Consider the following 22,230-nt stretch of genomic DNA (forward strand, 5'->3'; position numbering starts at 1 on the left):
CCCATGGACGTCGAGTCATCGATCCGCCTGAGCGACCTGGTCCCGGCCCTGCGCTGGAGCCGACCGCAGCAGGTGGCCGAGGCCCTCGCCGACCCGCGACTCCCGGCGGGCTGGTGGGCCACGCTCGCCCTGTCCCGCGCGCTGGGCACGACCGGCGTGGACTGGCTGTGCGAGCGCCTGGCCCGGCTGGCCGCCTCGCGCTGGGAGCACCTTCCCCTGGCCGAGGTCCTGCCCGCCCTCCAGGTACACCACGTCGACCCCGGCCTGACCGGCTGGCCGGAACCGGTCCGGGCCGCCATCGCCGGCGCCGGGGGGTGGAACCGCCTCAAGCGCCTCAGCCCGGCCGACCTGGCGGGCGCTTCCGAGCAGGTGGTGAGCTCGCTGTTCCGCGAGGTGCTCGGCCGGGCGCAGGGCGCGCCGGCGGCGTTCCAGCCCGGCCCGGTCGCGCAGCAACCCGCCTCGCCCCTCCAGACCGGGCCCGTCGCACAGCCCGCGTCACCCCTCCAAACCGGGCCCGTCGCACAGCAGCCCGCCTCACCCCTCCAGACCGGCCCGGTCGCGCGGCCCGCGCCACCCCTCCAGACCGGTCCGGTCCCGCAGCAGCCCGCCTCGCCTCTCCAGACCGGCCCGGTCGCGCGGCCCGGCGCCGCCGTCCCCGCCCCGTCGCCCGCGCCTGGCCCCGCGCCCGCCCCGGTGCCCGCGGCCTCGCCCGCGCCCGAGCACGTCATGGTGCGGGTCGTCGACGGGCTGTTCAGCAAGTTCGACCGGCTGGAGCTCGCGGTCGCGCGGTACCGCCTGTTCGCCGAGGACCCCGTCAGCCTGCGCGAGCTGGCCCATCGCATGCTCGTCGACCGCGACGTGCTGTCGCTGGCCCAGCGCACCGCCGAGGAGCGGGTGCTGTCGTGGCTGCGCTCCTCGGAGTCGGCCCCCGTCACCGGGCACATGTTCCGCCTCACCGAGTGGCTGGGCGCCGCCGCCACGGAAGACCAGCTCATCGGGGCCGACCCCGAGCACCCGATCATCGTGCCGTCGCTCAACACCCCGCTGTGGCGCGTCCTGGTCACGCTCATGCCCGACCGCCGGCTGCAGGACGGCTGGCTGGTCGTCGGCGACCTGCGCGGGCTGCAACAGCGCACCCGCCAGCTGCTGGCCGCCGCGCCGCGCGACGCCGACCCCGCCGAGCTGCTGGCCGACCTGGGCATCCGGCGGCACTCCGCCCAGGCATGGCTGGAGGCGCTGCCGCCCGAGGCTCCCGCCGCCGCCCACGCCGCCCAGCCCGAGGCCCCCCAGGCGCTGCCCCGCCGTACGCCGGGGGCCAACGGCCACCACCGCGGCGGCCAGCCCATCCCGCAGGTGTCGCCCACCATCGACCCGACGGCCGCGCTCGCCACGCTGTCGGCGCTGTCGGGCGGACGCAACGGCGCGCTGCCCGAACGCACGCCCGGCGCGTCGGGCTTCTCGGGCTCCGGCGTCCCCGGCGGCCTGCACGGGACCCCGCCCGCTCCCCCGGCGCCCCTGCCGAGCCCGGCCTCCGACCCGCGCCGCTGGCAGCGCATCGAGGTCACGCCCGAGCACCTGCGCGGCGGCCCGGTGACCGTCCCGGAGAACTACGCGGCCCAGCTGGGCATGCGCCCCGGCACCCTGCTGTCGGTCACGGGCCCGGGCAACAACGCCGTGGTGCTGGTGTGGCCGGGCGACCGCCAGCCGGTGTTCGACTCGCTGCAGCCGGTGCTGATGCGCCTCAACGCCCGCCCGGGCGACCAGGTCTACGTCACGGTGGACGGCTACCGCCTGGAGGCGCAGCTCACCGCCTAGCCCCGTGCGGCGGTCAGCGGTGCACGGCGTCGGGCGTCACCAGGCGCAGGCGATGGGCCGTCGCCGCCGCCTCGCCCCGGGAGGCGACGCCCAGCTTGGCGAGGATGTTGGACACGTGCACGCTCACCGTCTTCACCGAGATGAACAGCTCCGCCGCGATCTCCCTGTTGCTCCGGCCCGCCGTCAGCAGCTCCAGCACCTCCAGCTCGCGGGCCGTGAGCCCGTGGCGCGAGTCCTGGGGCTGCGGCTCGCGGGCGACCGCGACGCCCGCCCGGCGGGCCAGCTCGGCGATCTCGTTCAGCAGCGGCGCGGCCTCCAGCCGCTCGGCCAGCTCCCGCGCTCTGGCCAGCCGCTCCCCCGCGCCCGTGCGCTGCCCGGACGCGACCGCCGCCCACGCGCCGTCCGTCAGCGCGCGGGCCTCGCCGTACGGCTGGCCGAGCCGGCGCCACGCCTCGGCGGCGGCGTCCCAGGCCGCCACCGGATCCCAGGCCACCCCGGTCGAAGCCGCCCGTTCCCCGGCCGATCCCCCCAGGTCGCCGGTGAGCGCCTCGAAGGTGAGCCTGTGCGCCCGCTGGAGATCCCCGTCGACCTCCAGCCCCTCGGCCATCGCGACGATCTCGCGCAGCGCGCCGGTGTCGCCCGCCGCCCGGCACGCCCGCGCCGCCGCGATCAGCAGGGGCCACGAGTAGCGCGGGTCGTTGCGGAGGTCGGTGTCGCGAAGGTGACGCAACGCCAGCTCGACGGCGTCGCCCAGGCGGCCGTGGGCGGCGGCCAGCTCGATCTCCCGCCGCGCGTGCGGCAGGATCGCCTGCCCCCGGTGGAGCCCGCGCGAGTACACCGCCCGGGTCGCGCCGAACAGCCGGTCCGCCTCCTCCAGCCTGCCCCGGGCCAGCGCGATCTCCATGGCGAAGCCCTGCAGGCTGGCGCGGTTCGGCGCGGGCGGCGACAGCTCCAGGGCGTGCTCGATCACCTCCAGGGCCTCGTCCCAGCGGCCCAGCGACACCAGCGGCTCGGCCAGGTTGATGGACAGGAACGTGCCGGAGGTGCGGGCCAGGCCGTAGCGCTCGGCCTCGGCGACGCCCTTTCCGGCCCGCTCGGCCGCCTGCTCGTGCCGCCCGGCGCCCTCCAGCGCGTCGGTCTCGGAGATGATGGCGCGCATCATGCCGTTGTAGTCGCCGCCCAGGACGGCCAGCCGCCGCGCCTCGGCGAAGGCGGGCAGGTAGGCGTCGATCTCGCAGAAGCGGCAGCTCGCCCAGGTCAGCGTGACGAGGGCGTGCGCCTCGACGTCGTGCTGGCCGAGCCGGCGGGCCAGCTCCATGGCCTCGCGCGCGTTGGCGATCTTCTCCTCCCACATGTCGCGGGAGCTGATCATGACCGCGAGCGTGTGGAGCATCTTGGCGCGCAGCACGCTCGGCTCGTCGGACGGCACGAGCGGGATGGCCCTGCGCAGGTCGTCGAGGTAGCCGGGGCGGCCGAGGTCGAAGCGGATCAGGCCGCGCAGCCGCAGCAGGCGCGCCGCCCTGATCGGCTCCCTGCCGGGGTCGACCTCGTCGATCGCCGTGGAGGCCAGCGCCAGGCCGCGCTCGAACTCGCCCGCCACCCACGCCGCGGTGGCCGCCTGACGCAGCACCTCGACGCGGTCGGCGCCGATCCGCCCGGCCGCGTCGGGCACCTGGTCCCACAGCTCCAGCACGCGCGAGAGCATGGCGAACTGCTCGTCGTAGGCGGCGGCCTTCCTGGCGGCGGCCGCGGCCCGCCAGGCGCTGATGAGCGCCCAGGTGCTGTCGTGGGCGGCGTGCCAGTGGTGGGCCAGCTCGATGGCGCCACGCGGCGCGGGCAGGATCGACAGGTCGCGCTCCAGCGCCTCGGCGAAGCGGGTGTGGAGCCGGGTGTGCTCGCCCGGCAGCAGGTCGTCGTGGAGCGCCTCCCTGATCAGCGCGTGGCGGAAGGAATACCCCTCTCCGTCGACGACCAGGACGTTGCTCGCGACGGCGGGCCGCAGCGCGCTGTCCAGGGCCCCGTCGTCGAGCCCGGCCACCGAGGCCAGCAGCGCGTGCTCGATCCGGGCGCCGCCCGCGCTGGCCACCCGCAGCAGCTCCTTGGTCTCCTCGGGCAGCCGCTCGACGCCGGCCAGCAGCAGGTCCCGCAGCGACTCGGGGATGGCCTGCCCGGCCCCGGCCTCGGTCAGCAGCGCCTCCACGAACAGCGGGTTGCCCTCGCTGCGGGAGTAGATCAGGTCGAGGTCGGCCGGCGACGGCTCGCGGCGCAGGATGCCCGCGGCCTGCTCCACCACCTCCCGCCTGGTCAGGCGGCGCAGCTCCAGGCGCGTCACCCACGCCACCCGGCCCAGCTCGGCCAGGAGCGGGCGCAGCGGATGGGTGCGGTGGAGCTCGTCGGAGCGGTAGGTCACCACCATGAGCAGGCGCGCGTCGGACCGCTGGTAGCGCACCAGGAACGACAGCAGGTCGCGCGTGGACCGGTCGGCCCAGTGGGCGTCCTCGACGACGAGCAGGACCGGCTCGTCCTCGGCCAGCCGTTCGATGAGGCCCAGCATCTGCTCGAACAGGCGCGCCCGCGCCTCGGGCCCGTCGTCGTCGGGCTCGCCGAACTCCGGCAGCAGGCGGGCCAGCCCGCGGGTGGTGCCGCCCGGCACCAGCGCGGCCACCGCGTCGCGCCCCATGTCGCGGACCAGCGCCCGCAGGACCGCGGTGAACGGGGCGTACGGCAGGCCGTCGGTGCCCAGCTCCACGCACCCGCCCAGCAGCACCCGCCAGCCCTCGGCGGCGGCGGCGAACTCCTTGACCAGCCGCGTCTTGCCGACCCCGGCCTCCCCGCCCACCAGCACGGTGGCGGAGCCGCCCGCGCGCGCCCGCTCCAGGGCGCGGCGCAGCGTCGCCAGCTCCTCCGCCCGCCCGACGAACACGGGACTCACCGCATGAACGCTCACGCCCCCAGCATGCCATCGCCCACCGACAGGGATGGGCCGCCGCCCAGCAGGCGAGACGCCGCCGCGGGAGGGCGGCCTTTAGAACGTTCCCAGGCTCAGCGCAGCACCTTCCGGTAGAAGGTGGCCGCCTGCTCATAGCCCAGCGCCCGGTAGAACTCCGGGGCCCGGCGGGTGGCCATCGCGACGTACCCGGCCTGGCGGGAGCGGGCCCACTCCTCGAACTCCTCCAGCAACGCCCGCCCGATGCCCTGCCGCCGCACCCCCGTCTGCACCATGGCCTCCTCCACCCAGGCCACCGGTCCGTTGGCGAACAGCGTCAGGTGCACGAAACCCAGCAGGTACCCGTGCACCCTGCCGTCAACCACGGCGGCCAGCAGCAGGGCGTCCTCGTTCTCCAGCAGCTGGGGCAGCGCCAGGTCGAAGGCCTCCCGCTCGGGCCGGAAGGTCAAGCCGAACTCCCGCGCCAGCGCGAAGATCTCATCGGCGTCGGCCTTCTCGGCCCTCCTGATGAGGAGACTTTCGGAGGTCATGCGTGGGAGCCTAAGCCAGGCCGGATCATCCGGGCAACGCGCCTCATGTGCCGACAAGGTCGCCTACAAGTCGCCCAGGCCCAGCTGGCGGGCGATGAGCATGCGCTGCACCTCGCTCGTGCCCTCCCCGATCTCCAGGATCTTCGCGTCCCGGTAGAAGCGGCCGACCGGGAACTCGTTCATGAAGCCGTAGCCGCCGAAGATCTGCGTGGCGTCCCGCGCGTTGTCCATGGCCGCGTTGGAGGCCACCAGCTTGGCGATGGCCGCCTCCTTCTTGAACGGCCGGCCCGCCAGCAGCAGCTCGGCCGCGTGGTAGTAGGCCAGCCGGGCGGTGTGCGCCCTGGCCTCCATGTCGGCGATCTTGAACTGGATGGCCTGGTAGTGGCCGATCGGGTGGCCGAAGGCGCGGCGCTCGCGCACGTACTTCAGGCACTCGTCCACGCAGCCCTGCGCCAGGCCGACGCTCAGCGCCGCGATGGCGACGCGGCCCTCGTCGAGCGTCTGCAGGAACTGGGCGTAGCCGCGCCCGCGCTCGCCGAGCAGGTTCTCCGCGGGCACCCGGCAGTCGGAGAAGGACAGCTCGCGGGTGTCGGAGGCGTTCCAGCCGACCTTGGAGTACTTCTTGGAGACGGTGAAGCCCGGCGTGCCCGAGGGGACCAGGATCGTGGAGATCTCCCTGCGGCCGTCGTTCTCCCCGGTGATCGCGGCGACGCCGACGACGCCGGTGATGTCGGTGCCGGCGTTGGTGATGAACGCCTTCGTCCCGTTGATCACCCACTCGCCGCCGTCGAGCACGGCGGTGGTGCGCATGCCGCCCGGCACGTCGGAGCCGCCGCCCGGCTCGGTCAGGCCGAAGGCGCCCAGCATCTGGCCGGTGGCCAGCTTGGGCAGCCAGGTCCGCTTCTGCTCCGCCGTACCGAACCGGAAGATCGGCATCGCGCCCAGCGAGACGGCCGCCTCCAGCGTGATGGCCACGCTGGAGTCGACCCGGGCGAGCTCCTCCAGGGCCAGGCACAGGGCGAAGTAGTCGCCGCCCATGCCGCCGTACTCCTCGGGGAACGGCAGGCCGAACAGGCCCATGGCGCCCATCTGGCGCACGATGTCGTAGGGGAACTCCTCCCGCTCGTAGTAGTCGCCGATCACGGGGGCGACCACCTCGCGGGCGAAGGCCTCGACGGTCTTGCGGAGCTCTTCGTACTCGTCGTTGAGCATGACTACCCTTTCCCGGCCAGTGCTTGGACGACGCGGGACGGGCTGGGCCGGCCGAGCAGTCCCGCGAGCCAGGTGCTTGTGGCGATGAGCTTGTCCAGGTCGAGGCCGGTCTCGATGCCCAGGCCGTGGAGCATCCAGACCAGGTCCTCGGTGGCGAGGTTGCCCGTGGCGGATTCCGCGTAGGGGCAGCCTCCGATGCCTCCGGTGGAGGCGTCGACCACGCTCACCCCGGCCTGCAGGGCGGCCAGGGTGTTGGCCAGCGCCTGCCCGTAGGTGTCGTGGAAGTGCACGGCGAGCCGGTCGGGCGCGCCGAAGGCCTCGATGAGGGCGCGTGCGTGGCCGGGGGTGCCGACGCCGATCGTGTCGCCCAGCGACAGCTCGTAGCAGCCCATGTCCAGCAGCCGGCGGCCGACCGTGACCACCTGGTCGATCGGCGTGGGGCCCTCCCACGGGTCGCCGAAGACCATGGAGACGTAGCCGCGGACCTTCAGGCCGTTGTCCAGCGCCCTGGCGACGACCGGCTCGAACATCGCGAACTGGCCCTCCAGGCTGCGGTTGAGGTTCTTGGCGGCGAAGGTCTCGGTGGCGCTGGCGAAGATCGCGATCTCGGTGACGCCGAGCGCCAGGGCGCGGTCCAGGCCGCGCTCGTTGGGCACGAGCACCGGGTAGCGGACGCCGGGGCGGCGCTCCAGGCGGGTCAGCAGCTCCTCGGCGTCGGCCAGCTGCGGGACCCACTTGGGGTGCACGAAGCTGGTGGCCTCGATGACCTGATGCCCGGCGTCGGCGAGGCGGTCGACGAACTCCGCCTTCACCTCCACCGGGATGATCGCCTTCTCGTTCTGCAGGCCGTCGCGCGGGCCGACCTCGTAGACCGTGACCCGCTCGGGCAGGCCGTCGAGCCGGTGCGTCATGGCTCCACCACCGCCAGCACCGCGTCCATCTCGACCGGCTGCCCGGCCCTGACCGGCAGCTCCTTGACCACGCCCGCGATCGGCGCGACCACGGTGTGCTCCATCTTCATCGCCTCCACGACCACGAGCGGCTGGCCCTCGCTCACCTGTTCGCCGAGCTGCGCCTTGACCAGCAGCACGGTGCCCGGCATGGGGCTCCTGACGACGCCGTCGGCGGACCCGGCCGCGCCGGGCCGGTCGCCGGGGTCGCCGATGCGGTGGCGGGTCAGCGCCCAGCTCTCCCCGTCCCTGCCCAGCCACAGCGTGTCGCCGTCGCGGGCGTGGGTGTAGGCGGTCACCTTGCCGTCCAGCGTCACGAACAGGCACTCGCCCGCGAACCGCACCGCCGCGCGCATCGCCGTGCCGTCGTCTGCGACGCGGACCTCGGCGCCCCGCTCCGGCAGCCCTCTGACCTGGACGGCGTGCACGCCGTCGCGCGACTCCAGCCGCCAGGTCGTCCACGCCGGCTCCCCGACGCGCCAGCCGTCCGGCACCTCCCACGGGTCGTCGCCGACGGGCGCGGCGTGGAAGGCCAGCGCCGCGGCGGCCAGCACGTCGCCGGGCACGCCGGTCTCGGGCAGCAGCTCGGGCAGGATGCGCTCCACCAGCCCGGTGTCGAGCCGCCCCTCGGCCACGGCCGGGTGCCTGGCCAGGGCGCGCAGGAACGGGATGTTGGTGGTGACGCCGAGCACGGCGGTCGCGCCGAGCGCCCGGTCCAGCGCGCGCAACGCCTGGTCACGGGTCTCGCCCCAGGCCACGACCTTGGACAGCATCGGGTCGTAGTCGCTGCCGACGACCGTGCCGGCCGCCAGGCCGGAGTCGACGCGCACGTTCAGCGGCTCGCGCAGCGCCATCACCCTGCCGCCGGTGGGCAGGAAGCCGCGCGCGGGGTCCTCGGCGTAGACACGGGCCTCGACGGCGTGGCCGCTGAGCCGTACCCGGTCCTGGGCCGGCGGCAGCGGCTCGCCCGCGGCCACCCGCACCTGCAGCTCGACCAGGTCCAGGCCGGTGACCAGCTCGGTCACCGGGTGCTCGACCTGCAGGCGGGTGTTCATCTCCATGAAGTGGTAGTCGCCGGTGGTGCCGTCGACGATGAACTCGACCGTGCCCGCGCCGACGTACCCGACCGCGCGGGCGGCCTCCACGGCGGCCTGGCCCATGCGGGCGCGCATGTCGGGCGTCACGAAGGGCGAGGGCGCCTCCTCGATGATCTTCTGGTGCCGCCGCTGCAGGCTGCACTCGCGCTCGCCCAGGTGCAGGACCGTGCCGTGGGTGTCGGCGATCACCTGGATCTCGATGTGCCGGGGGTTCTCCACGTACCGCTCGATGAGCAGCGTGCCGTCGCCGAAGGCCGCGGCGGCCGTACGGCGGGCCGACTCCAGCGCCTCGGGCAGCTCGGCGGCCGAGCGCACCAGCACCATGCCCTTGCCGCCGCCTCCGGCCGAGGGCTTGATCAGGGCCGGGAAGTCGTTCCAGGCGAGCAGGTCGTCCCCGGGTTCGGCGCCGCCGGGGACGACCGGGACGCCCGCCGCCGCGACGGTCGCCTTGGCGCGGATCTTGTCGCCCATCGCCTCGATGGCGCCCGGGGGCGGGCCGATGAAGACCAGCCCGGCCTCGGCGCACCGGCGCGCGAACTCCGCGTTCTCGGCGAGGAACCCGTAGCCGGGGTGGACGGCCTGCGCCCCGGCGGAGACCGCGGCGGCCACGATCGCCTCGATGTCCAGATATTTCGGGATCTGGAGGGCGACGTCGGCCTCGACGACGTGGCGCGCGCCCGCGTCGGCCTCGGTGTAGACGGCGACCGCCGCGATGCCCATCGCGCGCAGGGTGCGGATGACCCGGACGGCGATCTCGCCCCTGTTGGCGATCAGGACGCTGTCGAACATCGCTCCCTCACATCCGGAAGACGCCGTAGCCGATGGGCTCCAGCGGCGCGTTGGCCGCTGCCGACAGGGCCAGCCCCAGCACGGTCCGCGTGTCGGCGGGGTCGATCACGCCGTCGTCCCACAGCCGGGCCGTGGAGTAGTAGGGGTTGCCCTGGCGCTCGTACTGGGCGCGGATCGCGTCGGGGTCGGCGTTGCCGACCATGGTGAGCACGGTCGCGGCCTGCTCGCCGCCCATGACCGAGATGCGGGCGTTGGGCCACATCCACAAAAAGCGCGGCGAGTAGGCCCGGCCCGCCATGGCGTAGTTGCCGGCGCCGAACGAGCCGCCGATGATCACCGTGAACTTCGGCACGCGCGCACAGGACACGGCGGTGACCATCTTGGCGCCGTGCTTGGCGATGCCGCCCGCCTCGTAGGCCCTGCCGACCATGAAGCCGCTGATGTTCTGCAGAAACACCAGCGGGACGCGGCGCCGGTCGCACAGCTCGATGAAGTGCGCGCCCTTCAGCGCCGACTCGCTGAACAGGATGCCGTTGTTGGCGACGATCCCGACCGGGTGCCCGTGGATGTGCGCGAAGCCGGTGACCAGCGTCGTGCCGTACTCGGCCTTGAACTCGCGGAAGCGCGAGCCGTCGACGATGCGCGCGATCACCTCGTGGACGTCGTACGGCGTGCGGGTGTCGGGCGGCACGATGCCGTACAGGTCGCGCGGGTCGTACAGGGGCTCTTCCGGCGCGGCCCGCTCCCACGGGCACTCGGCGCGCGGGGCCAGGGTGGAGACGATGTCGCGCACGATCGCCAGCGCGTGGGCGTCGTCCTCGGCCAGGTGGTCGGTGACGCCGCTGACGCGGGAGTGCAGGTCGCCGCCGCCCAGCTCCTCCGCGGTGACCTCCTCGCCGGTCGCCGCCTTCACCAGGGGCGGGCCGCCGAGGAAGATCGTGCCCTGGTTGCGCACGATGACGGCCTCGTCGCTCATCGCCGGGACGTAGGCGCCGCCCGCCGTGCAGGAGCCCAGGACGGCCGCGATCTGCGGGATGCCGCGCGCGGACATGGTCGCCTGGTTGTAGAAGATGCGGCCGAAGTGCTCGCGGTCGGGGAAGACCTCATCCTGCTTGGGGAGGAAGGCGCCGCCGGAGTCGACCAGGTAGATGCACGGCAGGTGGTTGTGCAGCGCGACCTCCTGGGCGCGCAGGTGCTTCTTGACGGTGATCGGGTAGTAGGTGCCGCCCTTGACCGTCGCGTCGTTGGCGACGATCACGCACTCCCTGCCGGACACGCGCCCGACGCCCGTGATGATCCCGGCGGCGGGGGCCTGGTCGTCGTAGAGGCCGTCGGCGGCCAGCGGGGACAGCTCCAGGAAGCGCGAGCCGGGGTCGAGCAGGCCGTCGACGCGGTCGCGGGGCAGCAGCTTGCCGCGCTCGACGTGGCGGCGGCGGGCCTTCTCCGGGCCGCCGAGCGCCGCCGTCGCGAGCTTGTCGCGCAGCTCGGCGGCCAGCCGCTCGTTGACCTCGGCGTTGCTCTTGAAGGCCTCGCCGCCCGGGTCGGCGAGCGACTTCAGGACAGGCCAGGTGCTCATGGCCGAAATGTTAGTCATCATTAACTCGAACGTCTAGCATGGAAGACATGACGACCCCTACCCGGAATCGCGCCAACCGTCGCACGGAAATCCTCGACGCCGCCGCGTCGCTGTTCGCGGCGCGCGGGTTCCACGGCGTGTCGATCGAGGACATCGGCGCGGCGGTGGGGGTCACCGGTCCCGCGCTCTACCGGCACTTCCCCAGCAAGGAGGCCATCCTCGCGGAGACGCTGCTCGCCATCAGCTCCCACCTGCGCGACACCGCCGCCGAGGTGGTCACGCGCGGCGCCGATCCGGCCGCGACGCTGGAGGCGCTGCTGGACCTGCACGTCTCCTTCGCGCTGGACAACCCGGCGCTGATCACGGTGCACGACAGGGAGCTGGGCAATGTGCCCGAGCCGCAGCGGCGGCGGATCCGCCGGCTGCAGCGGCTGTATGTGGAGGAATGGGTCACCGTGCTGGCGGAGCTGGCGCCGAGGTGCCCCTCGGCGCGGCTGCGTGCGGCCACCCACGCGGTGTTCGGCCTGCTCAACTCCACCCCGCACAGCGGCGGGGAGCTGCCGCCGGAGGCGATGCGCGAGCTGCTGCGGTCGATGGCGCGGGCGGCGCTCGAATCGGTGGTTAACGCCTCCTCACTGTGAGCCGCCTGGAGCGGCGCGCCTCTGGCTTCACGGCCTGTCGACGGCGTTAACAGCCATTAACTCATGGTGGATCGCCGCGGACGTGGGCGAGGATGGTCGGCGTGCTGGTGGGCCGGGAAACCGAGCTCGGACGGCTGGCGGAGGCGCTGGAGCGGGCCGCCGCCGGATCGCCGTGCGCCGTGCTGGTCCGCGGCGAGGCGGGCGTGGGCAAGACCAGCCTCGTCGAGGAGTTCCTCGCCCGCCATCCGGACGTGACGCCGCTGGTGGGTCCCTGCCTGGAGCTGGAGGGGCTGCCCTTCGCGCCGGTCACGCTGGCGCTGCGCCACCTCGACGTCTCCCGCCTCCTCCCCTGGGCCGCGGACCTGGCCGCAGTCCTGCCCGAGGTGGGGGTCGAGCCAGGGGTACGGCAGGCCGCTCCGGATCGCGGGCGGCTGTTCCACGCGATCCGGCTCCTGCTCGAACGGCTGGCCGCGGACCGTCCGGTCGTGCTGGTGGTCGAGGACCTGCACTGGGCGGACGGCTCCACGCTGGGCCTGCTGGACTTCCTCGTGCGCGGGCTGCGCCGGTGCCGAGTGCTGATCGTCATGACGTGCCGGACCGACGACGAGCGGGCGCCGCGCGGGTGGCTGGGCGAGCTGGTCCGGGTGCGCGGGGTGCGGCGGATCGAGCCGGCGCGGCTGTCGATGGAGGAGACGGGCGCGCTGATGGCGCACCGGCTCGGCGTCAGGCCCTCGCGTTCCCTGGTGGCGCGGGTCCACGAACGGTCGGGAGGCAATCCGTTCTTCGTGGAGGCGCTGCTGGAGGAGCACGGCGCCGAGGGCCGGGGGTCGGTCGACGACCTGCTGCTGGAACGGATCCGGCGGCTCCCGGCCGCCTCCCGGGCGGTCGTCGCGGCGGCCTCCGTGGGCGGCCGCCGGGTGGGACACCGGCTGCTCGCCGCGGTGACCCCCTCGCTCCCGGGCTCGGCGTCTCCGGCGGACCCCTCGGCGGCGGGTTCCACGGCGGCATCGGCGGAGGTCTCCGCGGCCTGGCCGGTCGCCGGGGGCGCCGCCCAGGCGGTGGAAGAGGCCGTTCGCGCGGCCGTGGACGCCCACGTGCTCGTCGTCGACGCCGACGGCTACGCCTTCCGGCACGAGCTCGTGCGCGAGGCGGCGGAGCTGGCGCTGCTGCCGGGCGAGCGGGCGCGGCTGCACCGGGCCTACGCAGAGGCTCTCGAGCGCGACCCCGGCCTCACCTCGCGGGAGCGGCTGGCCGCCGAGCTGGCCCACCACTGGCACGCCGCCGGGGCGCCGGGCCGCGCCCTCCCGGCGGCGCTGCGGGCGGCCCGGGCGGCGGAGGAGCGCCACGCGCACGCCGAGCGGTACGCCATGCTCCGCCGGGCCCTGGAACTGTGGCCGCAGGCACAAGAGGCCGGGGCTGACCGGCCCACCCTGCAACTGCGGCCGCGAGAGGCCGAGCCGAACCGGCCCACCCTGGAGCCGCGGCCACGGGAGACGCAGGTGGACCTGCCGACCTTGCTGGAGGCCGCGGCCGATGCCGCCTGGCTGGCCGGACGGCAGGAGGAGGCCGTCGAGCTGGTGGACCGGGCGCTGGCGGCGGACCCCATGAGGGCGACGGCGCTGGCCCGAAGGGCCCGCTACCGCCTGGCGCTGGGCACCGGCGACCCGCTGGCCGACGCCGAGCGTGCCGTGCGGGCCCTGCCGGCGGGCCCGCCGACACCCGACCATGCCCAGGTGCTGGCCGTCCTGGCGGCGGCGCGCAACCGCGCGGGCGACGTGGCCTCGGCGCTCGCCGTCAGCGCGCGGGCCGTCGAGGCGGCGCGGTCGCTGGGGGACGTCTCGCTCGAGATCCAGGCCCGTACGGCACGCGGGCTCACCCTCCTCAAGCGCGGCGAGCACGACGCCGCCCTCGCCGACCTCGGCGTCGCCGGGGAGCTGGCGCGCGGCCGGGGCGACCTTCACGCGCTCACGCGCATCCACCTGGCCCTGGCCGCGCTCCACTGGCCGATGAGCCGCGAGGAGACCGAAGCGCAGGCCGTACGCGGGATGCGGGTGGCGGCCGAGGCGGGGCTGGCGCACACGATGGGCGCGCACCTGGCGGCCTTCGCCGCCCTCGCGCTCCTGGCCTCCGGGCGGTGGCGGGAGGCCGAGCGGCGGCTGGAGGAGGCGCTGGAGCCGGACCCGCCTGGCCTGTACGGCGTGCTTCCGCTGGTCGTGAGCGGGGAGCTGGCGCTGCTGCGCGGCGACCTGGTCCGTGCCGGGGAACGGCTGGCTGAGGCCAGGACGGCGCTCGGCGCGCGCGTGGAGGAGGGCGGGCTGCCCATGGCGCGGCTCGCGGCCGAACTCGCGCTGGCCTACGGTGACGTGGAGGGGGCGAGGGCGGCGTGCCGCCCGCTGCTGAACCTCCTCGACGCGCGAGGGGACACGACGGCGGCGTGGCTGCTGCTCATGACGGCCGCCAGGACCGGGGACGGCATCGTCGAGGTGGCGGACGGCCTGCCGGACGGCCTCCCGCTGTGGCGCGCGGCCTCGGCGCACGTCCGGGCCGAGGGTGGCGAGGCCGCCTGGGGCGAGGTGGTGCCGTTGTGGGAGGCGGCGGGGCACGACTACTTCGCGGCGGTGGCCAGGACGCGGACGGCTCAGGCGTCGGGCAGCCGGGCGGTGGCCCGGGAGCTGCTGCCGGTGGCCTGGCGGGAGGCGCGGCGGATGGGCGCGGCGCCGCTCCAGGAGGAGATCGAGGCGACCGCGCGCCGGGCCGGGGTGCCGGTGGCGGGGGAAGCCGCCGAGCGGGGCCGGCCGGAGCGGAAGGCGGGGCTGACCCCGCGTGAGAGCGAGGTGCTGGGGCTGGTGGCGGCGGGCCGTACCAACCGGCAGATCGCGCGGGAGCTGTTCGTCAGCGAGAAGACGGTCGCCGTGCACGTGTCGAGGATCCTCGCCAAGCTCGGGGCGGCCACCCGCGGCGAGGCGGCCGCGCTCGCCCATCGTCTGGGCCTGGTCGGCGACTGAGGGCGCGCACGGCCAGGAGGGCGAGAAGGGAGGCGGCGGCGCCGGCGGCCATGACGGCGGCCAGGCCGCCGCCGGCGGCCAGCAGGCCCGCGCCGGGACCGGCGACGGCGGCGCCCGCTCCCATCGCGACCTCGCCGACGCCTTCGACGGCCGGGCGCAGGCGGCCGGGGACGGCGCCCGCCAGCAGCGTGCTGGCCCCGACCGCGCCCGCGTTCCAGCCCGCGCCGAGGACGGCGAGCACCAGCGTCATCGCGAGCGCGTCGCCCTGGTCGAGCACCAGGCCCAGGACTCCCGCGATCCCGAGAACCACGATGCCCGCGCAGGCCACGGCCGCGCCGCCGTACCGGTCGGCCGCGCGTCCGGTGAGCGGCGAGGGCAGGAACATGCCGAGGACGTGGACACCGATCGCCACGCCGATGAGGCCGGGCCCGTGGCCGTGCGCGCTCAGGTGCACCGGCGCGACGGCCATGACGCCCACCATGACGAGGTTGACCGCTCCCAGCGCCGAGACGCCGGCCACGGCGGCCCGCCCGCGCAGCGCGGGCCCGATCTCGCGCCACGTGACCTGCTCGGCCCGCCCTCCGCGAAGGGGCAGGAGCAGCAGCCCGGCCAGCGCGAAGGCGGGGACCGCGACGAGGTAGAGGCCGGTGGGGTACGGCAGGCCGAGGGCTTGGGCGACCGCCCCGGCCGGTCCCAGCAGGTTCGGCCCGGCCACCGCCCCGACGGCGGCCGCCACGAACACCGCCCCGATCGCCCGCCCCGCCCACGCGTCCCCGCGCCGCTCCCCATGGGTAGGAAAAAAGCCGGGATCCGCGGACCCCCGGCGGGGGGCGGCGAGCGCGGCCGCCGCGTAGCGGGCGAGGAAGACGGCCGCGTTCGCGACGCCCATGAGGAGGCTGCCTGCCAGCACCAGCGGGAAGCTGGCCAGCCACGCCGCCGCGACCACGACGGCCGCCCCCGCCGCGCCCCCGGCGTAGGCGAGTGCGAGAGCCGGCCCGCGGCCCCAGCGGCCGGTGAGGCGCGAGACGGCCAGGGCGCCGGCGGCCGAACCCGCCACGAGCAACCCGAGCGGCAGGCCCGCCGTCTCCGGCCGCCCGGTGACCTCGACCGCCAGCAGGGCGCCCGACACGCCGCCCGCCGCCAGGCCGAAGCTGCCCACGGCCGTCGCGGACGCCAGCCGTACCACGAGGAGATCCATGGCCGCATCGTCCGGCCACGGCCCGGGTCCGGGCATCAGCAATCTTCCTTACATGAGCCGCGAACGATGCGTATGTCGGAGAAAGTCCCTTGCTCTGCCAAATATCTAGATATATCGTTGAGACGTCTCGATAGTTGAAAGGAGCCCGACGTGGACGAGCACCTGCCGTTCTCCGCCGCGCTCCCCCCGGCCGACCTCTCCCCCCGGGTCAGGCGAGGCGACGTCCGCGTCGCCCTGCTGAGCCTGCTCGCCGAGGAGCCCGCGGAGCCCAGGAACGGCTACCAGATGATCCAGGCCATCGAGGAACGCAGCCGCGGCGTGTGGCGGCCCAGCCCGGGGTCCGTGTACCCCGCGCTCCAGCAGCTGGAGGACGAGGGGCTGGTCAAGGGCGTGGAGTGCGGCGGCAGCCGCGCCTACCGGCTCACCGAGGCCGGGCGCGAGGAGTGCGCCCGGCGGGCGGGGGAGGCCGCGCCCTGGGACGAGGTGGCCAGGTCGCTGCCGGAGGACCGGCACGAGCTGCGCCTGCTGTGGGCGCAGCTGAACGACGCCTTCGCGCACCTGGTGCGCACGGCCGACGACCGGCAGGTCGCCGCGGCCAAGCAACTGCTCAGGCAGACGCGCAAGGCGGTTTTCAGGATCTTGGCGGAGGACTGACGTCTATGGCAACAGAACCAGCGGTAGCCGTACATGAGCTGAAAAAGACCTATGGAAAGGTCGAAGCCGTCAAAGGGGTGAGCTTCGAGGTCGCGCCCGGCGAGGTGTTCGGCTTCCTCGGGCCGAACGGCGCGGGCAAGACCACCACGATCAACATGCTCTGCACCCTGGTCAACCCCACCGGGGGCAGCGCGAGGGTGGCCGGCCACGACGTGGTCGCCGAGCGCGACGAGGTGCGCGGGAACATCGGCCTGGTCTTCCAGGACCCGACGCTCGACGGATACCTGACCGCCGAGCAGAACCTCCGCTTCCACGCCGAGCTGTACGGCGTGCCGAAGAGCGTGGTCGGCGACCGGATCCGGCAGGTCATGGAGATGGTCGCGCTGTGGGACCGCAAGGACGCCAAGGTGATGACGTTCTCGGGCGGCATGAAGCGACGCCTGGAGATCGCCCGCGGCCTGCTGCACTCGCCGCGCGTGCTGTTCCTCGACGAGCCGACGGTCGGGCTGGACCCGCAGACCCGGGCCGCCATCTGGGGCTACATCAACAAGCTGCGGCGCAGGGAGGACATCACGATCTTCATGACGACGCACTACATGGACGAGGCGGAGTACTGCGACCGGATCGCGATCATCGACCACGGCGAGATCGTGGTGATCGACTCCCCCGAGGCGCTGAAGGCGAGCGTCGGCATGGACCGCGTGCAGATCCACACCGGCGACGACGAGGCGGCCATCGCCGCGCTGCGGGAGAGGTTCGGCCTGGAGGCGGCCGTCCGCGAGGGCGCGGTGACCTTCGCCGTGGCCGGGGGCGAGCAGTTCGTCCCGCGCCTGTTCGCCGAGCTGGGCCTGCCGATCAAGTCGGTCAGCGTGTCCCGCCCGTCCCTGGACGACGTGTTCATGTCCTACACCGGCACGACCATCCGCGACGCGGAGGCCGGCGGCGGCAACGAGTGGATGAAGGCGATGGCGAGGCGATGACCGGCGAGGCGATTTCCGTACGGGTGCCCCGGCGCAGCGCCGGGCACGACCTGCGCGCGGTCAAGATCGTGCTGCACCGGGAGATGCTGCGGTTCGTCAACGACCGCACCCGCATGGTGTCCATGCTCATCCAGCCGGTGCTGTGGCTGTTCGTCATGGGCACCGGCCTGGGCACGCTGGTGCGGGGCGCCATCCCCGGCGTGGACTTCCGCACCTTCATGTACCCGGGCATGATCTCGATGACCGTCATCATGACGGCGATGTTCTCGGCGGGCTCGATCGTGTGGGACCGCGAGTTCGGCTTCCTGCGCGAGATGCTCGTGGCACCGGTCAGCCGGGGCGCGATCGTCGTGGGCAAGTGCCTGGGCGGCGCCGTCGTGGCGGTCGGGCAGGGCGTCGTCATCCTGGCGATGGCCGGGCTGGTGGGCGTGCCGTACTCGCCGGGCCTGATGCTGACGCTGCTGCTGGAGATGTTCCTGGCCGCCTTCACGATCACCGCGTTCGGCGTGACGCTGGCGGCGCGCATGAAGAACATGCAAACGTTCTTCGGCCTCATGCAGATGGCGATCATGCCGATGATGTTCCTGTCGGGGGCCATGTTCCCCCTCGGCAACCTGCCGAGCTGGCTGCACGTGCTCACCACGGTCAACCCGCTGACCTACGCGGTGGACCCGATGCGGCAGGCGGTCTTCTCCCACCTGTCGGTGCCCGCCGAGGTGAACGCCATGCTGAACCCGGGCGTGCAGTGGTTCGGCTGGCAGGTGCCGGTCGCCCTGGAGCTCGGCCTGGTGGCCGCGATCGGGGCCGTGCTGCTGGGCCTGGCGATCGCCCAGTTCAGGAGGGCCGACTAGGCGAGGAAAGGGGCTTCCCCGCAGGCGGGGAAGCCCCTTCAGCCGGACCGGCTGTGAGCGGACCGGTTACCTCTTGACGCGGACGTAGTCCTTGCGGCTGTAGTCGCCGTAGGCGTCCTCGTCACCCTTGAAGTAGAACCGCCAGGTGCCCGACTTCCAGGCCTTGGCCTTGGTGTGCAGGTACCCGTTGTCGTTGGACCAGGTGGTCTTCACGAAGTACCACTTGCTGGACCCCTTGGGCCGGAAGTACAGGCCGACCTTGGCCTCGTAGCCTTCCCAGCTCCCGTCGTGGACCAGCAGCCTGCCCTTGAAGTGCAGGTACTTGCCGCGCTTGACGGGCTCGGGGTAGGCGTTGAACTTCACCAGCCAGCTCTTCATCTTCTCCGGCGGCGGGGCGGGGGCGACGACCCTGACCCAGTCGGCGTCGCTGCCGGTGCCGCGGACGCCTCTGACGCCCGCGAACTCCGCACGCCACCAGCCGGAGGTCACCGCGGTGGCGCGGGCGGCGTAGTCGCCGTCGCCGTCGGTGGTCGCGCTGGTGACGTACTCCCACCTGTCGGAGCCGTCGGCCTTGAACAGGATGGCGACCCTCAGGCCACCGTGCCCGTCCCAGCCGTGGCGGCCGAGGATCTGCAGGGTGCCCTTGAAGTTGACCTTGTCACCCTTGGTCACCGGCTCGGGGTAGGCGTCGAAGCTCAGCCGGCTCGGGCGCGGCCTGGATCCGACGTCGACCCGGTCGGTGTCGCTGACCGAGCCGTTGGCGTAGGCGGTCTCGGCGAACTCGGCTCGCCAGTAGCCGGTCTCCTCGGCCTTGACGTGCGCGCGGAACCAGCCGTGCTTCCCGGTGGTCGTCTTGGTGACGTGCCGGTAGGCGTCGGTGCCCTTGGCGCGGAAGGTGATCGTGACCGTCTGGCCGCCACGGCCGGTCCAGCCGCCCCTGTCGAACAGGAGCCGCCCCGTCACGGTCAGCGTGTCGCCCTTGTCGGCCCTGTCGGGCCGGGCGTCGAAGTCCACGATCTTGGTGTCGAGCTTCTTGCTCACCGAGACGGTGAAGGTGCCGGTCTCGTGGCTGCCCGCGGCGTCGCCCTTGAAGGGGATCGCGCGGTAGGACCAGGTGCCGACGTCCTCCAGGTCGAAGGTCTTGCTGCCCTTCCAGGTGTTGTCACCCGTCTTGGACAGCGCGAGCGGCGTCCAGACGCTGACGTCGCCCGGCGCCTTGAGGGCGAACTCGACACGGGTCGTGTCGGTGGCGGTGACGGTGAAGGTCACCTCCACCGCCTTGGCTGTCACGTCGGCCGAGGCGGGACTGACGTCGACCTTGGTGACGTCGGGGTCGGCCGCTGCGGTCGCAGCCGTGGGCGCGAGGGCTAATACCCCTGCTCCCACCGCAAGCGCGACGGCGGCGGCCCGGATGCGTCGAAACATCGGGTTCCGTCCTTCCCTTGGGAGATCCCTTGGGTTGAACGCGGCATTGAGGGTGCCACGTCTTTACCTCTAGTAGACGTTCGCTACCCCGATATGGTTGAAAAATCTGACAACCTGTTATTAATCGGTGTCAAACTCAGGCGGACGCAACATGTCACCTCACGAGCACCCTCCGGGGAGGCATAATCGCCCTGTGGCGCGCGACACAGTTGAGACACACTTCATCGAGGCGGTTGAGGCGCTGACCCCGGGCCGGCCCCGGGATCCACGGCAGCCGGTCCGCGACGGCACCACCCTCACCGGCGAGCTGTGCCGCACGCTGTTCCAGCGCCAGCTGGCCAGCCGCCTGCTGGACGTCGCCGCCCGCTGGCTGCGCGAGCAGAACGAGGGCTTCTACACCATCGGGTCCTCCGGCCACGAGGGCAACGCCGCCGTCGCGGCCGTCCTGCGGGTGGACGACCCGGCGCTGCTGCACTACCGCTCCGGCGCCTTCTACCTGACCCGCTCGGCGATGGCCGACCGGCTGCCCGAGCAGGGACTGCGTGATGTGCTGCTGGGCCTGGTCGCCTCGGCGGAGGAGCCGATCGCCGGCGGCCGCCACAAGGTGTTCGGCCACCCCGACCTGGCCGTCATCCCGCAGACCTCGACGATCGCCAGCCACCTGCCGCGCGCCGTGGGCGTGGCCTTCGCCATCGAGCGGGCCCGCGCGCTGGGCCTCCAGTGCGCCTGGCCGCACGACGCGATCACGGTCTGCAGCTTCGGCGACGCCTCGCTCAACCACGCCAGCGCCCAGACGGGCCTGAACACCGCCGCCTACGCCACCTACCAGGGCCAGGCGATGCCGATCCTGTTCGTCTGCGAGGACAACGGCCTGGGCATCAGCGTCAGGACGCCCAAGGGCTGGGTCGCCGCCGCGGCCCAGCGGCCGGGCATCGCCTACTTCGCCGCCGACGGCTGCGACCTGCCCGCCGCCTACGACGCCGCGGCGCGGGCCGCCGAGCACGTCCGCTCCACCCGCACCCCGGCGTTCCTGCACCTGTCGACCGTGCGGCTGATGGGCCACGCGGGCTCCGACGTCGAGTCGGCCTACCGCACCCAGCGGGAGATCCGCGCCGACCTGGAGCGCGACCCGCTGGTCGCCACCGCCCGCGTGCTGGTCGAGGCGGGGCTGGCCACGCCCGAGGAGCTGGTGCGGACGTATGAGTCCGAGCGCGAGCTGGTGCTGCGCATGGCGCTGGAGTGCACGCGCCGCCCGCGGCTGTCCTCGGCCGGCGAGGTGATGGAGCCGCTCGCGCCGCGCGACACCGACATGATCGCCAGGATCAGCCCGGTGGCGGCCGAGACGTCGGTCAGGGAGAGGGCGTTCGGCGGCGCGCTGCCCGAGAAGGACAAGCCGCTGACGCTCTCGCAGGCCATCAACCGCACGCTGGCCGACGCGCTGGCCGTCTACCCGGAGATGATGGTCTTCGGCGAGGACGTGGCCAGGAAGGGCGGGGTCTACGGCGTCACCCGCGGCCTGCAAAAGCGCTTCGGCGGCGGGCGGGTCTTCGACACGCTCCTGGACGAGCAGGCCATCCTCGGCCTGGCGCTGGGCGCCGGGGTGTCGGGCATGCTGCCGGTGCCGGAGATCCAGTACCTCGCGTACCTGCACAACGCGCTCGACCAGATCCGCGGCGAGGCGGCCACGCTGTCGTTCTTCTCGCGGCACGCCTACGTCAACCCGATGGTGGTGCGGGTGGCCGGGCTGGCCTACCAGAAGGGCTTCGGCGGCCACTTCCACAACGACAACGCGGTCGGCGCGCTGCGCGACATCCCCGGCGTGGTGATCGCCGCCCCGGCCCGCCCCGACGACGCCTCGGCGATGCTGCGCACCTGCCTGGCCGCGGCCCGCACCGAGGGCTCGGTGTGCGTCTACCTGGAGCCGATCGCGCTCTACCACACGCGCGACCTGTTCGAGGACGGCGACGGCGGCTGGCTGGCCCCGTACGCGCCGCCCGCCCGCTGGCCGGAGACCCACGTGCCGATCGGCCGCGCCCGCTCCTACGGCGACGGCCGCGACCTGACGATCGTGACCTTCGGCAACGGCGTGCGCATGAGCCTGCGCGCCGCCGTACGGCTGACGCAGGAGGGGTACGGCGTGCGGGTGCTGGACCTGCGGTGGCTGGCCCCGCTCCCGGTCGAGGACCTCATGCGGGCGGCCGAGCTGACCGGCAAGGTGCTGATCGCCGACGAGACGCGGCGCACCGGCGGGGTGTCGGAGGGCATCATGGCCGAGATGATCGACGCCGGGTTCACCGGCGACATCGCCCGCGTCGCCTCCTGCGACAGCTTCATCCCGCTCGGCGACGCGGCGAACCTGGTGCTGCTGTCGGAGGAGGAGATCGAGCAGGCCGCGCGCAAGCTCCTGTCCTAGCAGGTTTGCCGCAAGCTTGCTGAAACCTTCCGGAAAGGATTGCAAAGCGCCCGCGGGATGAGTACCTTCCGGGCATCACCCCCCATCTCATCCCGTGGAGGCCCCCGGTGCTCCGCTGCGCGTCCGTCCTGTTGGCAGGCGTCCTGT

The 22,230-nt window shown here is 73.7% G+C and carries 15 protein-coding genes; 7 read left to right on the top strand and 8 right to left on the bottom strand.

Features of this window, described 5'->3' with window-relative positions; genetic code table 11:
* Positions 1-3 precede the first annotated feature (3 nt).
* Positions 4-1,815 (top strand): hypothetical protein, encoded by a 1,812-nt coding sequence (locus BSB02_RS19365; RefSeq protein WP_084960410.1) that lies wholly within the window; start codon positions 4-6, stop codon positions 1,813-1,815.
* Between the two features lie 13 nt (positions 1,816-1,828).
* Here the strand turns inward: BSB02_RS19365 and BSB02_RS43040 are convergent, their stop codons facing one another.
* The 6 genes from BSB02_RS43040 to BSB02_RS19395 form a co-directional block, all read right to left on the bottom strand.
* Positions 1,829-4,762: an ATP-binding protein gene (locus BSB02_RS43040; protein WP_084960411.1), complete on the bottom strand. Its 2,934-nt coding sequence runs from the start codon at positions 4,760-4,762 to the stop codon at positions 1,829-1,831.
* Between the two features lie 95 nt (positions 4,763-4,857).
* Positions 4,858-5,292 (bottom strand): GNAT family N-acetyltransferase, encoded by a 435-nt coding sequence (locus BSB02_RS19375; RefSeq protein ID WP_084960412.1) that lies wholly within the window; start codon positions 5,290-5,292, stop codon positions 4,858-4,860.
* Between the two features lie 63 nt (positions 5,293-5,355).
* Positions 5,356-6,504 carry an acyl-CoA dehydrogenase family protein gene (locus BSB02_RS19380; protein WP_084960413.1) on the bottom strand — a complete coding sequence of 383 codons (1,149 nt, stop codon included), beginning with the start codon at positions 6,502-6,504 and terminating at the stop codon, positions 5,356-5,358.
* A 2-nt stretch (positions 6,505-6,506) separates the two neighbouring features.
* Positions 6,507-7,415 carry a hydroxymethylglutaryl-CoA lyase gene (locus BSB02_RS19385; protein WP_084960414.1) on the bottom strand — a complete coding sequence of 303 codons (909 nt, stop codon included), beginning with the start codon at positions 7,413-7,415 and terminating at the stop codon, positions 6,507-6,509.
* Positions 7,412-9,340, bottom strand: coding sequence for an acetyl/propionyl/methylcrotonyl-CoA carboxylase subunit alpha (locus BSB02_RS19390; RefSeq protein ID WP_084960415.1), 1,929 nt, complete (start codon positions 9,338-9,340; stop codon positions 7,412-7,414). Before BSB02_RS19390 ends, BSB02_RS19385 begins: the two co-directional genes overlap by 4 nt.
* 7 nt (positions 9,341-9,347) lie before the next feature.
* The gene (locus tag BSB02_RS19395) at positions 9,348-10,916 is read right to left on the bottom strand and encodes a carboxyl transferase domain-containing protein (protein WP_084960416.1); all 1,569 of its coding nucleotides are present in this window, start codon (positions 10,914-10,916) and stop codon (positions 9,348-9,350) included.
* A 47-nt stretch (positions 10,917-10,963) separates the two neighbouring features.
* Here BSB02_RS19395 and BSB02_RS19400 point away from each other — a divergent pair, with 47 nt between their 5' ends.
* The gene (locus BSB02_RS19400) at positions 10,964-11,557 is read left to right on the top strand and encodes an SACE_7040 family transcriptional regulator (protein WP_143590891.1); all 594 of its coding nucleotides are present in this window, start codon (positions 10,964-10,966) and stop codon (positions 11,555-11,557) included.
* Positions 11,558-11,649: 92 nt separating this feature from the next.
* Positions 11,650-14,562, top strand: a complete 2,913-nt coding sequence (locus tag BSB02_RS19405) for an ATP-binding protein (RefSeq protein WP_084960418.1) — start codon at positions 11,650-11,652, stop codon at positions 14,560-14,562.
* On the opposite strand, the gene BSB02_RS19410 is transcribed toward BSB02_RS19405, so the two are convergent.
* The gene (locus tag BSB02_RS19410; RefSeq protein ID WP_084960419.1) at positions 14,450-15,760 is read right to left on the bottom strand and encodes an MFS transporter; all 1,311 of its coding nucleotides are present in this window, start codon (positions 15,758-15,760) and stop codon (positions 14,450-14,452) included. The two genes, BSB02_RS19405 and BSB02_RS19410, sit on opposite strands and share 113 nt — an antisense overlap.
* Positions 15,761-15,910: 150 nt before the next feature.
* Here BSB02_RS19410 and BSB02_RS19415 point away from each other — a divergent pair, with 150 nt between their 5' ends.
* The 3 genes from BSB02_RS19415 to BSB02_RS19425 are packed head-to-tail and all read left to right on the top strand — an operon-like array spanning position 15,911 to position 18,245.
* A complete protein-coding gene (locus BSB02_RS19415; RefSeq protein ID WP_084960420.1) occupies positions 15,911-16,414 on the top strand; it encodes a PadR family transcriptional regulator in 504 nt (167 codons plus the stop codon).
* A 5-nt stretch (positions 16,415-16,419) separates the two neighbouring features.
* The gene (locus BSB02_RS19420) at positions 16,420-17,394 is read left to right on the top strand and encodes an ATP-binding cassette domain-containing protein (RefSeq protein WP_084960421.1); all 975 of its coding nucleotides are present in this window, start codon (positions 16,420-16,422) and stop codon (positions 17,392-17,394) included.
* Complete coding sequence (locus tag BSB02_RS19425) at positions 17,391-18,245, top strand: ABC transporter permease (protein ID WP_084960422.1); 855 nt, start codon at positions 17,391-17,393, stop codon at positions 18,243-18,245. The genes BSB02_RS19420 and BSB02_RS19425 overlap by 4 nt, the downstream gene beginning before the upstream one ends.
* Before the next feature lie 66 nt (positions 18,246-18,311).
* Here BSB02_RS19425 and BSB02_RS19430 read toward each other — a convergent pair whose 3' ends face one another.
* A complete protein-coding gene (locus BSB02_RS19430; RefSeq protein ID WP_143590895.1) occupies positions 18,312-19,670 on the bottom strand; it encodes a hydroxyisourate hydrolase in 1,359 nt (452 codons plus the stop codon).
* A 193-nt stretch (positions 19,671-19,863) separates the two neighbouring features.
* Between BSB02_RS19430 and BSB02_RS19435 the strand changes: the two genes are divergently transcribed.
* Positions 19,864-22,083 (top strand): thiamine pyrophosphate-dependent enzyme, encoded by a 2,220-nt coding sequence (locus BSB02_RS19435; protein WP_206184782.1) that lies wholly within the window; start codon positions 19,864-19,866, stop codon positions 22,081-22,083.
* Positions 22,084-22,230 lie beyond the last annotated feature (147 nt).

It is taken from the genome of Thermoactinospora rubra (assembly GCF_002093975.1).
Classification (GTDB): domain Bacteria; phylum Actinomycetota; class Actinomycetes; order Streptosporangiales; family Streptosporangiaceae; genus Nonomuraea; species Nonomuraea rubra_A.